12 protein-coding genes are annotated in these 11940 nt (G+C 70.6%); 3 read left to right on the top strand and 9 right to left on the bottom strand.

Annotation, left to right across the window (positions count from 1 at the left end; translation table 11 throughout):
- Positions 1-14 precede the first annotated feature (14 nt).
- From KU887_RS19095 to KU887_RS19075, 5 genes are all read right to left on the bottom strand, one after another.
- Entirely contained in the window at positions 15-2315 is a 2301-nt protein-coding gene (locus tag KU887_RS19095) for an ATP-dependent DNA helicase (protein WP_006485218.1), read from the bottom strand.
- On the bottom strand, positions 2312-4006 hold the full coding sequence (locus KU887_RS19090) for a VRR-NUC domain-containing protein (protein WP_205672038.1): 1695 nt from the start codon (positions 4004-4006) through the stop codon (positions 2312-2314). Before KU887_RS19090 ends, KU887_RS19095 begins: the two co-directional genes overlap by 4 nt.
- 95 nt (positions 4007-4101) lie before the next feature.
- A complete protein-coding gene (locus tag KU887_RS19085; RefSeq protein WP_006491220.1) occupies positions 4102-4983 on the bottom strand; it encodes a MipA/OmpV family protein in 882 nt (293 codons plus the stop codon).
- A 203-nt stretch (positions 4984-5186) separates the two neighbouring features.
- Positions 5187-5498, bottom strand: a complete 312-nt coding sequence (locus KU887_RS19080; protein WP_006479035.1) for a hypothetical protein — start codon at positions 5496-5498, stop codon at positions 5187-5189.
- Positions 5499-5813: 315 nt separating this feature from the next.
- Positions 5814-6113 carry a hypothetical protein gene (locus KU887_RS19075; RefSeq protein ID WP_012493330.1) on the bottom strand — a complete coding sequence of 100 codons (300 nt, stop codon included), beginning with the start codon at positions 6111-6113 and terminating at the stop codon, positions 5814-5816.
- A 134-nt stretch (positions 6114-6247) separates the two neighbouring features.
- Between KU887_RS19075 and KU887_RS19070 the strand changes: the two genes are divergently transcribed.
- From KU887_RS19070 to KU887_RS19060, 3 genes are all read left to right on the top strand, one after another.
- A complete protein-coding gene (locus tag KU887_RS19070; protein ID WP_006491222.1) occupies positions 6248-6496 on the top strand; it encodes a hypothetical protein in 249 nt (82 codons plus the stop codon).
- A gap of 336 nt (positions 6497-6832) precedes the next feature.
- Positions 6833-7264 carry a CBS domain-containing protein gene (locus KU887_RS19065; RefSeq protein WP_258257193.1) on the top strand — a complete coding sequence of 144 codons (432 nt, stop codon included), beginning with the start codon at positions 6833-6835 and terminating at the stop codon, positions 7262-7264.
- Positions 7265-7364: 100 nt separating this feature from the next.
- Positions 7365-7868, top strand: a complete 504-nt coding sequence (locus KU887_RS19060; protein WP_258257192.1) for a PRC-barrel domain-containing protein — start codon at positions 7365-7367, stop codon at positions 7866-7868.
- A 22-nt stretch (positions 7869-7890) separates the two neighbouring features.
- On the opposite strand, the gene KU887_RS19055 is transcribed toward KU887_RS19060, so the two are convergent.
- From KU887_RS19055 to KU887_RS19040, 4 genes are all read right to left on the bottom strand, one after another.
- Complete coding sequence (locus tag KU887_RS19055) at positions 7891-8517, bottom strand: DUF4142 domain-containing protein (RefSeq protein ID WP_125331895.1); 627 nt, start codon at positions 8515-8517, stop codon at positions 7891-7893.
- A 49-nt stretch (positions 8518-8566) separates the two neighbouring features.
- The gene (locus tag KU887_RS19050) at positions 8567-9112 is read right to left on the bottom strand and encodes a hypothetical protein (protein WP_006491228.1); all 546 of its coding nucleotides are present in this window, start codon (positions 9110-9112) and stop codon (positions 8567-8569) included.
- Between the two features lie 79 nt (positions 9113-9191).
- Positions 9192-9602 (bottom strand): BON domain-containing protein, encoded by a 411-nt coding sequence (locus tag KU887_RS19045; RefSeq protein WP_006491223.1) that lies wholly within the window; start codon positions 9600-9602, stop codon positions 9192-9194.
- A gap of 65 nt (positions 9603-9667) precedes the next feature.
- Positions 9668-11650 carry an ATP-binding protein gene (locus KU887_RS19040; protein WP_258257190.1) on the bottom strand — a complete coding sequence of 661 codons (1983 nt, stop codon included), beginning with the start codon at positions 11648-11650 and terminating at the stop codon, positions 9668-9670.
- Positions 11651-11940: the final 290 nt, after the last annotated feature.

Below are 11940 nucleotides of genomic sequence, written 5' to 3'. Positions count from 1 at the left end.
GACCGGCAACGCCGTCACCCGATCCGCCACCACCGCGGCAGCAGATTGCGCACTTCGCGTCGCCGGTAACGGTCGTCGATCAGATGCACGACGCCCTCGTCGTGCTCGGTGCGGATCACGCGTCCGGCCGCCTGCACGACCTTCTGCAGCCCCGGATACAGGTACATGTAGTCGTAGCCGTTGCCGAAGCGCGCGTCCATCGCGCGCCGCATCTGCTCGTTGACGTCGTTGACCTGCGGCAGCCCGAGCGTCGCGATGAACGCGCCGATCAGCCGCTCGCCGACCAGGTCGACGCCTTCCGAGAACGCCCCGCCCAGCACCGCGAAACCGACGCCGCGTCCGCCCGCGTCGAAGCGCGCGAGAAACGCATCGCGCTCGCTTTCGGCCATGCCGGGCGCCTGCGCCCACACGGGGACGTCCGGATGGCGCGTCTGCATCAGCGCGACCACGCGCCCGAGATAGTCGAAGCTGCTCAGGAAGCCGAGATAGTTGCCGGGGCGCGTCGCATATTGCGCGGCGATCAGGTCGGCGATCGGTTCGAGCGAGCGATCGCGGTCGCGCCAGCGGGTCGACACGTGGCTCGCCACGCGCACCGTCAGTTGCTCGGCGCGGAACGGCCCATCGACGTCGAGCCAGCCCGTATCGCCGGGCAGCCCCAGCGTGTCGCGGTAGAAATGGAACGGGCTCAGCGTGCCGGAGAACAGCACGGTCGCGCGCGCGGCGGCGTAGCGCGGCGCCAGGAAACCGGCCGGGATCACGTTGCGCACGCACAGCGTCGACTGGACGCGGCGCCGGCGGCCGGCCGCCGCGACGCCGTCGAGCACGGGCTGGCGCGGCATCGGTTCGCCGTGCAGCGTCGCGTCGAAGATCGACGCGCTGTCGAACGCTTCGGCCAGCACGCCGAACTGGATTGCTTCGAAGTGAAAGCGCAGCAGCGCGTCGCCGTTCGCGCGCGGCGCGTCGGTCAGGTGTTCGCCGATCGCCGCGACGAGGTTCTGCACGGCCGACACGATCGGGCCCGGCACGTCGGGATAGGCCGCATAGCGCTCGGCCTGCGCACGATTGAGCGTGCCCCACGCGCGGGCGAGCCGGTCGAACGCCTTGCGCAACGCGGCGGGCGCGGCTTCCCGCGCGGCCGCGAACGCGAACGGATCGAGCGACGCGCTGTACATCTTGCGGGCGCGATCGAGCAGGTTGTGCGCTTCGTCGACGAGCACGCCGACGCGCCACTGGTTCTGCTGCGCGAGCGTGTGCAGCATCGCGCTGCCGTCGTAGTAGTAGTTGTAGTCGCCGATCACCATGTCCGACCAGCGCGCGAGTTCCTGTGCCAGGTAGTACGGACAGACGTCGTGCGCGAGCGCCGCGGTGCGCACCGTATCGCGATCGAGCAGTCCGGCCTCGATCGCCGCATCGCGCGCGGCCGGCAGCCGGTCGTAGAAGCCTTTCGCGAGGGGGCACGATTCGCCGTGACACGCGTTGTCCGGATGCTCGCACGCCTTGTCGCGCGCGACGAGTTCCAGCACGCGCAGCGGCAGCGCGGACGTGCTGGCGCCGAGCGTCGTTGCCGCTTCGAGCGCGAGCGCGCGGCCGGGTGTTTTCGCGGTCAGGAAAAACACGTGGTCGAGCTCGCCCTCGCCGCATGCCTTCAGCAGCGGGAACACGGTGCCGAGCGTCTTGCCGATGCCGGTCGGCGCTTGCGCCATCAGGCACTGCTCGTCGCGTGCCGCGCGATAGACGGCCACCGCCAGTTCGCGCTGGCCGCTGCGGAACTGTCCGTGCGGAAACGCGAGCGCACGCAGCGCCGCGTCGCGCGCGGCGCGATGGGCCGTCTCGCGTTCGGCCCAGCCGACGAAGCACGCGCACTGCTCGGCGAAGAACGTCGCGAGCGTGCCAGCATCCAGCGTTTCCGTCAGCACGGTCTCGCGCTCGGACACGATGTCGAAATACACGAGCGCGACGTCGATTTCCGCGAGATCGCGCGCGGCGCACATCAGGTGCGCATAGACCTTCGCCTGCGCCCAGTGCAGCGCGCGATGGTTGGCCGGCATCGCGTCGAGGCTGCCGCGATAGGTCTTGATTTCCTCGAGCCGGTTCGCCACCGGATCGTAGCCGTCCGCGCGGCCGCGCACGGTGAGCGTGCCCCACGTGCCGGTCAGCGCGATTTCGGTTTCGTAGCGCGCGCCGCGCTTCGACGTGACCGCGCCGTGCCCGGCAATGCCTTCGAGCGCGGTCGGCGCGGGCGTGAAGCGCAGGTCGAGATCGCCGCGCCGCGCGGTGAACTCGCACATCGCCCGCACCGCGACGACGTAGCTCATACGGACAACCCCGCCGCCTCGGCGTGCGCAACGCCCTCGCCGGCCCACTCGACGTCGACGACGCGCACCGGCATGCGGTGGGCGATGCAGTACGCGAGCCAGCGCGTCTGGTTGTCCTGCAGCCGGTCGCCCGGGCCCTTCACCTCGATCAGCTCGTAGCGGCGTTCGGCGGGCCAGAAGCGGACGAGATCGGGCAAGCCGGACCGGTTGCTGCGGATATCCGCGAGCAGGCGCGTGAACCACAGCCGCAGGTGTTCGGGCGGCAGGCAGGCGAGCGCTTCGTCGAGCAGTGCGTCCGTCAGCACGCCCCAGAACACGAACGGCGATTGCAGCCCGGCCTTCGTCGCGAAATGCCGGCGGATCGTGTCGCGGTACGCGCCCGAATCGAGCTGCGCGAAGCAGGCATCGAAGGCCGCCGCGCGGCGCACGGCGAAATCGGGCGCATGCAGGTCGGCCGGGCCGCGCTGGAACGGGTGAAAGAACGCGCCGGGCACGGCCGCGAACACGGGCTCCCAGCACAGCAGCCCGAACAGCGAATTGATCAGCGTGTTTTCGACGTAGTGGACCGGCGACGCCGGCTGCGCGAGGTGGTCGCGCACCGCGAACTCGACGCTGACGAACGCGTCGGGACGCGCGAGCACGAGCGTCTCGCGCGGCACGTCGACCGCAGCGGCCGCGCGTTCGACGCGCTGGCCGGCGCGACGCTGCAGGCGCGGCAGCATGCGCTCGACGCGCTGCCGCTCCTCGTCACTCTCGAAGCCGCCGCGCGCGTCGAGCGCCAGCGCGAGCGCGTCGTCGTCGCGCCCGCAGCGTTCGAGCACGCGGATGCGCCGGTGCCGGCTGCCGGGCCACGCGCTGCGCGTGTACACGTCGAGCGCGGCGTCCCAGTCGGCACGGCGTTCGCACGCCTGGCCGAGCGCGAACAGCAGCTTCGCGCGGCGCGTCGCGAGCCACGGTTGCGCGCAGTCGACTGCGTCCAGCGCGCGGATCAGGTCGTCGAACGGCAGATCGTCGGGCCACGCGTCGAGCGCGTCGCGGCACATCTGCAGCGCGAGATACGCGTCGACGTCGCCGCGCTGCTGGAACGCGCGCGACGACGGCGCGATCGGCACGCTTTCGTACTGGAACACGCCGAGATCGGCGAGCACGAATTCACTCCAGTCCTGATGCAGATTGCCGAAGAACATCAGCCGCAGCCGGTCGCACAGCGCGCCGACCGTCACACGCAGCACGCGGTCGTCGCACTGCGCGCACCACGCGTCGAGCGGTTGCGCGACGTCGTGCGCGGGCCGCAGCCGGTCGAGCCAGTCGGACTTGCGCTCGCCCGCATGCGCGGCGAGCGACGGAAAGATGCGCAGCAGATCGGCCTTGGTCGACAGCGCGAACAGTTCGTCGAGCGTGAGCGCCGGCGCCGGATCGACCCAGCCGAGCGCGACGAGCGGCGCAGCGGCGTCGAGCGGGCAGCCGATCTCGTCGTACACGAGCTTGCTCGCGCGGAAATCGGACCCGTTGCGCATCAGCATCCGCACGAGCAGCGCGCGCGACGCCTGCGGCAGCGCCGCGAACTGCCGGACGAACGCGTGCTCGTGCGCATCGAACAGGTCGTCGTAACGCTCGCCGAGCCAGGTCAGCGCGCGTTCGAAATTGGTCAGGTAGTAAAACGCCGGGGGCGTGGGCGAGGCAGGCGTCACGGGGATCGATCACTGTACATTTGTACAGGTCGCAATCATATCAAATGTGACGGACGATGCCGCACGCGGCATCGCCCTTTCGCTGCCCGCCCCGGTCAGAACTGGTAATTCACCGACATGTCGAACACGCCGTTGGTCGACTGCTGCGTGATCGGGCTGCGCGCCGCGCGGCCGACGAGCTGCTCGATCGCGCCGTCCATCGTCACGAACCAGTGCTTGTTCACGAACCACACCATCGTCACGCCGAGGCCGGCCGACTTGATCCCCGCCCCCGACGAATAGGTGGGCAACCCAGAGCGCGCGGCCGCGCCCGGGTTCACGCCGAACCAGCTGTTCATGTAGCGGGAATCGGCGAACGTCACGGTCGGCCCCGCGAACCAGAAGAAGTGTTCGTTGCTGCCCGGCATCGGCATGTACGCGGAGAAATCGCCGGTCCAGCCGTTCGACCCGCCGATGCTGCGCCGGACGTCCGCGCGCAGCACGAGCGGGAAATCCTTCGACACCACGTAGTCGGCCGCGAGCTTCATCACGGGCGCCGCGTTGATGTTGTCGAGACCGTTCAGGTGGCCGAGATCATCGGCCGAACGGCGTCCGAGGTCATAGCCGACCGACAGGCTCACGCGCCAGTTCGGCCCGCGCAACACGTTCGCGCCGAGCCCCTCGCCGGTCGACAGGAAGAACAGGTCGCGATAGCGGATGTCGAAGTTCGGGCCGCCCATCACGCGATAGCGGTCGGAGCCCGCATAGCGCGGCTGCAGCGTCATCGCGGCGCCGACGCTCACTTGCCAGGTGGGGATATTCGGATCGAAGAGTTTCTGGAGCGGTACGCCCGCCGTGTACTGCCATTCGCCGAGCGGCGAAGGCGTCTGGGCCGACGCGTCGCGGGCGCCGGCGGCGGCGAGCGCGGCGAAGGCCGACAGGCCGGATACGAACCGGCGTGCGCCGGGGGACAGCAACAGGCGAGCAACAGGGGTCAAGGCGGTCTCCGTCGGTTGCGCGAAACGAACCTGAAGGAAAGCGCGTCGCGCTTCATCGGCCGCAACAGCCGGCGGCCTGCCGCGCGAACGTAGCGTGCGCTGAATTAACGGACATCCTACGCGACACGCGCGCAGACGCAAAGCGCCCGTTGTGCACGGGCACTTTGCCGAAATCCGGCACGAGCCGGCGAATGATTGCGGAATCAGAAACGCTCGACGTGATAGTCGCCGGCGAGCGCGGCCGGACTGCGCGTCGACATCATCCGCGAGAAGCCGTCGGCGAGCCGGCCGAGCGCGAGTTGCTTCTGGCTCGCGTCCCAGTGCGTGTAGGTGTCATACGCGGCATCGTCGAACGAAACGGTGACGGCGACCGGGCGGCCGCTGGCGCGAAAGCCGATCTGCAGCACGCCGCCCGGCAGTTCCTCGATGTGATAGTGCAGCGAACGCGATTCGAAATAGCGGCCCAGTACCTGAGCGATCGCGCGCTTGTCTGGCGATTGCACGTGAATGTCCATGTCGGTCCTCCTTTTCAAGGTTCGCGCGGCCGCTCGCGGCGCATGGCCTCCGCCCGGCATCCGCATCGGCGGCGGGTTCGACGGCGGATCGCCCTGCGGCAGCCCGTCGGGCACGGGCGGATCGACCGGGTCGTCGTGTCCGGGCGGTGGCGGATCCGGATCGACGTCGGGTGTCGTCGGTTCGGGGCGATGCAGCATGGATGGCGTGTTCATGTCACTCCCGCGCGACGGCGCGCGCATCTCGATGGCGAGGCGAGCGCCCGCAAGCACCGTGCCTGCTCTCGCGCCGCGGCCATCGGGCGTTTGGTTCATCGGTCATTCGTCGTAAGCCGCCATGACGAGCCACATCGTGCGCCCCTCGGCGCTCAGTTGCACGGCGAGCGCGAACGGATCGGACGGCTCGCATCGCGCGATGAGCGCCTGCTGCGCGCGCTCCGGGCCGTCGTAGACGGTGTCGTTCAGTGCGCGTACCTCGTCCTTGCCGTCGAACATGCGGCGCTCCGGCCGATAGACCAGCGATTCGCGTTTCCACGTCGCGAAGCGTTCGCGCACGTGGCCGAAGTCGCCGCCGCAGACGTTCGCGTCGTAACGTATCCTTTCCCTGGCTGCATTCATCACGATGTCCTCTCGTCTATACCGGACGCGTGCGCGTCGTATCCGCATGCCCGGCCCTCGCCGGCTTGCAAGCGCCGTGCCGCGGACACCGCGGGTACGGCGCTTGCGCCTTCTCATCGACAAGGAGGTTGACCATGACCGTTCACGCCCCCGGCCGCCGCGACGCCGTGTCACCGGCTGCCGGACTGCTCCGGCTCGCCACGTCGCGCCCGCCGTCCGAAGACAAGACGGAGGAGCGCATCGACGAAGGGCTCGAGGAGACGTTCCCGGCCAGCGATCCGCCCGCCGTCGGCGGTGCGACGCGTATCGACCCCGCCAAGCCGTCCGGCGAGCACGAACGTCGCGCGCCGCACGTCCCTTCCCCGCCCCGCGATCACGGCTGACGGCGGCACCCGGCGCGCGGTGCATGGCAGCAGCGGCGCGCCGGCGAAATCAGGAGCGATCCGATGAAAGTCCTTGAACGCAGATGGCATGAAATCAGCGGCGCGGCCGGCGTCGCGGCGCTCGCCGCGATCGAAAGCGCGGTGGTGCTGGCAATCGTCACGGTGACGGGTATCGGTCACTGACGTCCCGCACCGACCGACCGCGGCGCCGCCGTGGAAGATGTACAAGCGCGGTGGCAAATTTCTCCGTCGCCCGGCCGCCCAGGCCCGGCGTGCGCGCCGCGCGCGCGGCACGCGGCCTGCTCCCGTATCGTTCCGATCACGAAGGAGGCGTTCATGTATCGCGTCAACGAGATCATGTCGCGCGACGTAGTGTGCGTCGCGCCGACCGACACGATCCGCCATGCGGCCGAATTGATGCAGCGCTTCGATATCGGCGTGCTGCCCGTGTGCGACGGCACCGAACTCGTCGCGATCGTGACCGACCGCGACCTCGCGGTGCGGGCGCTGTCGCACGGTCATTCGCCCGATACGCCGGTGCAGGCGGTCGCGTCCCGACCCGTGCAGTGGTGCGTCGAGGACGATGGCGTCGGCGACGTCCAGCAGCGGATGGCCGACGTGCAGTTGCACCGGTTGCCGGTGCTCGACCGCAGCCTGAAGCTGGTCGGCATGGTGTCGCTCGGCGACATCGCGACGCGGGCCGGCGGTCCGGCGCGCGACGAGCTGGTCAATACGCTCGAGGACGTATCGCTGCCGCGCCGCCGTTGATCGGCGTCCCTCATCACCTCGCGGCCCGTTCTCCCGGCGCATTGCCCGCGCGGCGAATTCGCATGCGCACCGGGTTGCCGCTACGACCAGGAGGTTTTCGATGACAACGGACAAACCGTCGCGCGACCCCGCGCGCATCGTCGGCACCCGTCCGCGTACGGCCGCCGGCGGGCCGGGGCCCGACGTGATGGCCGCCCGCACGTTCGAAGGCGATCGCGTGCTGACGATGGACGGCGACGACGTCGGCAAGCTCACCCACATCATGCTCGACGTGCGCGCCGGGCGGATCGCGTATGCGGTCGTGTCGTCGGGCGGCCTGCTCGGGTTCGGCGACAAGCTGCTCGCGGTGCCGTGGAACGCGCTCGTCCTCGATGCCGAGCGCGAGTGTTTCGTGCTGCCGGTCAACACCGAACGTGTGCGCGAGGCGCCCGGTTTCGACAAGAGCCGGTGGCCCGCGATGGCGGACCCGGAATGGGCCGAAGCACTGCATGCGTACTACGGCCGCTCGCCGTACTGGCTGATCGAGGAAGGCGAAACGGCGCTCGATTCGCCGCCGTACGAGGCGTCGCCGGGCGGCCCCGAGGACGGCACGCGGCAGCACTGACGCCTGGCCGCCGGAAAGCCGATCACTGCGCGGCGGCCACCGTCTTCGCGAGTTGCCGCGCGGCACTCAGGTGCGCGTTCAGCGTCGGCAGCGTGCGGGCCGCGAATGCGCGAAGCTGCGGGTCGCGGCCCTCTTTCGCTTCGGTTTCGTAAAGCCGGACCGCCGCTTCGTGCGCGCGGGGCCCGGCCAGCGCCACGTACGCGGCATCGAACGCGCGCCCGTCCTTCGCCCGCAATGCCGTTACCTCTGGATCGACGAGCATGCGCGTCTGCACCGGCACGCCCTTTTGCGCACCGATATGCCGCAATTCGTCCGCGATACGCGCGTGATCGTCGACCATCCTGCGGGCGAACGCCTTCACGTCCGCGTTCGACGAGCGGTCGAGCGCGAGCTGGCCGGCCTGCCGTTCCACCTTGCCGATCATGCCCGCCTTGTCGACGAATTCGGCATCGATACCGATCGGTCGTTGGGTCAGGCCGGCCTCGTCGGCGGTCGGGCCGGGGCGGATGACGCCGGGCGCGACCTGCGCGGATGACGCGGGCGGCGCCTGCGCGTGCGACAGCGCGGACGTCAGGATACTGGCGGCGGCCGCCAGCACGATGGCCATCGGCCGCCGCGTGCCGGGTTTCATTCGGTGGATTGTCGTCATCCGGGCCTCCGTGTCGGGCGACGGAGCGGGCCGGCCGCCCGGCTTGCCGTCACGCGGGACGATGGGCCGACGTGAAGAAATCGGTCCACGCGCCGTTGTGCCACGCGCCCTCGGTACGCTCGACCGACAGCGCGCCGGCCGCGAGCATCGTGCGCTCGGCGAACGTGATCGTGCGCCGCGTCACGTGCGCGGCCAGCACGACGCCGTTCTCGCATTGCTTGAGCGCGCCATGCCCCTCCGGCGCATCGCCGCGCATCCGGCCGAGCGCGCCGCACAACGCGCCGACATAGCCGCCGACGAGCGGCACCCCGATCCACGCGAGCGGCGAATGAAGCCCGACCAGATAGAGCAGCGCGGCCCCGGCGAGCCCGACGACCGCACCGATGGCCACGCCTTCCAGCGCGCCGAGGCCGCCCGGCCGCGCGGCGGAGTCCGCATAGACGTCGCCGCCGAGCCAGAACAGCGCGTGCTGTCCGGGCGGATTGAGAAAGAAGACCTTCACGTCGTCCCGATGCATGGCGTGGCCGCGCAACTGTTCCGCGCAGCGTTCCGCCTGTTCGAGCCGCGAGAAACGGCCCGCGATGATGGTGTCCATGTCGAACCTCCTGCCCGGTGACGCGCAGGGCCGCGGGCGTGCGACGCCCGGTCGGCCCGGCGCTGGCCCGCGCATCACGTTACTTCCGGCGGATCTGCAGCTTGTCGCGCACGCCGCTCACGCCGTCGACGTCGTGCGCGACGCGGATCGCGGTCGCGCGTTGCCGCTCGTCGGGCACGTTGCCCGTCAGTTCGACCACGCGATCGTGAACCTGCACGTCGATGTCCGCGGAAGCCAGCCCGCGTTCGGCGACGAGCGCGGCCCGGACGCGGGACGCGAGCGTCGCATCGCGGATCTGGCCCCCGACGGCCGACGCCTGGCTCGCGAGCTTCGCACGCGTGCCCTCCTCGGCGGCTGCGTGGCGGGGTGTCGCGATCCATGCACACGACAGCATCAGTATGCTCGCGATCGGCACGACCGGCGTCCTGCGTCGGCCGCGTGCAGGCCGGCGGCAGCCGCCGTCGCGCCGCATGCTTTCCGTTGCGTCCATCGCGTCTCCTTTTCGTATGCGGCCGAGTGGCCAGGGGGCCGGCCGGCCGGGCCGCGTGCTCGCCGCTATCGGTCGCGCGGCTTCCCGTCGCCGGCGTCGTCCGGTACGACGTCGACGATCACGCTCGCGAGCGTCGGCATGTCGACCGGCTTGCACAGATACGCATCGAACCCGGCGGCCATCACGCGACGCCGGTCGGCCGTGCCGGCGTGCGCGGTCACCGCCACGACCGGCAGATGCCCGCCGCCGTTCGGCAAATGCCGGATCTGGTCGAGCAGCCAGTAGCCGTCGCCGTCCGGCATCGCGAGATCCGACAGCACGACGCTCGGCTGCTGCCGCTCCACCGCCGCGAGCGCATCGTGCCCCGAACGCGCGGTCGATACCTGTGCGCCCATCGTCTTGAGCGCCGCCGCGAGGCTGGTCCGCGACGTTGCGTCGTCGTCGACCACCAGCACGCGCTGGCCGTCGAGCGCGACCGTATCGGGAGCGCCTCGCGCGCGCGACGTCTGCCCCACCGGATCGTCGGCGTCCCAGCCGGCCGGCAGCGTCACCGTGACGGTCGTTCCGCGCCCGGCGCCCGCGCTCGTCGCGACGACCTCGCCGCCGTGCAGCTGCGCGATATTGCGCACGATCGACAGGCCGAGCCCGAGGCCGCGCTTGGGCGACGTGAACGCGCCTTCCGGCCGGCTGAACGTCTCGAACAGATGCGGCAGGCGTTCCGGTGCAATGCCTTGTCCGGTGTCGGAGACCGACAGCCGCACGCGTTCGCCCGCGCGCGTCAGCGAAACGTTGATGCGGCCACCCGGCGGCGTGAACTTGATCGCATTCGACAGCAGGTTGGACAGGACCTGACGCAGGCGTTCGCCGTCCGCCGGAATCACGCAGGCGGGCATCGCGTATTCCGTCGACAGCACGAGCCCGTTCGCCTGCGCGGTCGCGTCGAGTTCACGCGCCGCGTCGCGCACGATCCGCACGAGATCGACCGGCACGCGCTCGAGGCGCAGCCGGCCGGTCGCGAGCGACGATGCGTCGAGCAGGTCGGCGACCATGTGCGACAACGACCGTGCGCTGCGATCGATCGCGGCGACCGCCTGCTGCACGAAACCCGGCCCGTCGGCATTGCGCAGTACCTCGACCCAGCCGTAGATCACGTTCAGCGGCGTGCGCAGTTCGTGCGACACCGTCGCCAGCAGCTCGTCCTTCAGCCGGTTCGACGCGTCGGCCTGTACGCGCGCGTCGCGGGCGCCGCGCAGCGAACGGAGGTGGTGGCGTTCGTCGCGGCGGCGTTCGCCCGCTTCGCGCAGCGTCAATGACAGGCCCGTGCAGTTGCCCTGCGCGTCGACGATCGGCGACGCGGCGAACGTAGCGCGAAAACGGCCGCCGTCAGGGCGCACGCACAGTACGTCGAGCGGCCCGACGGGCGCGCGCAGGTCCGCGAACGATGCGGGCACCGGATGCCGGCGCAACCAGCGTGGCGCGATCATCGTGACGATGTCCCGTCCGTTCGCCTGGGCCGTATCGATGCCGAAGATGCTTGCCGCGGCCGGATTCCAGCTGGTGATCCGGCGCGCGGCATCGGTCCCGACGATGGCATCGGGCGACGCGTCGACCACGCGGCGCAGCAGCCCGTCGTCGGGCGCAGCCGCGACGGACGACGGCTCGAGGTGCGGCGGGTACGAGCCGCCGTCGTCGTCATCGATCTCGCGCAGACGATCGTTCGCGAGCAGCGGCTTCACGGCCGTCACCAGCACGCATTCGACGAAACTGATCGCGACGAACGCGCCGGCTTGCGCCAGCAGCGTCGCCAGCGGCGCGTCGCGCCACCACAATGCGCCGATCACGCCGGCGCTCGCGGCGGTCGCGACGAGTCCGCCGGCCAACGACGTCAGCCATGCGGCAGCCGCCACGCCTGCGTAGAAAGGCAGCGGCGCAAAGGGCGCGTGCAGGCCGACAGCCCGAATCGCCCACGCCTGCAGCGCGGACGCCAGCCCGACGGCCAGCACGACCCATGCACCCTGCCGCAACACCTCACGGGTCAGAGTCCTCATTGCATCCTTGCATCGCACCGGCTGCCGTCGTGCGGGGCATGCCGCCAGTCGGCCATCCGGCATGCCGTCGAACGCGCCGGGCGAGCGTGAACGCGTCAGCAAACGGCGTGCCTGGCCGGGGCAGGCAGTCGGGTTCGCGGCAACGGCAGGCGGGACCGTGCGCCCGCACGGGGCCGTGGCCGATCAGGTCGTCGCCGATCTCACGGCGCGCGCGGGCGCACCGTGCAGCCGGCCACTTTTTTCATCGACTTCCTGTAAAAAAGCGCCGGTAGTGACCGGATGGAGCGTCG

It is taken from the genome of Burkholderia sp. EMB26 (genome assembly GCF_024730645.1).
Taxonomy (GTDB): domain Bacteria; phylum Pseudomonadota; class Gammaproteobacteria; order Burkholderiales; family Burkholderiaceae; genus Burkholderia; species Burkholderia cenocepacia.
The sequence above is the reverse complement of the archived record's forward strand: the minus strand, read 5'-3'. Positions and strand labels throughout refer to the sequence as shown.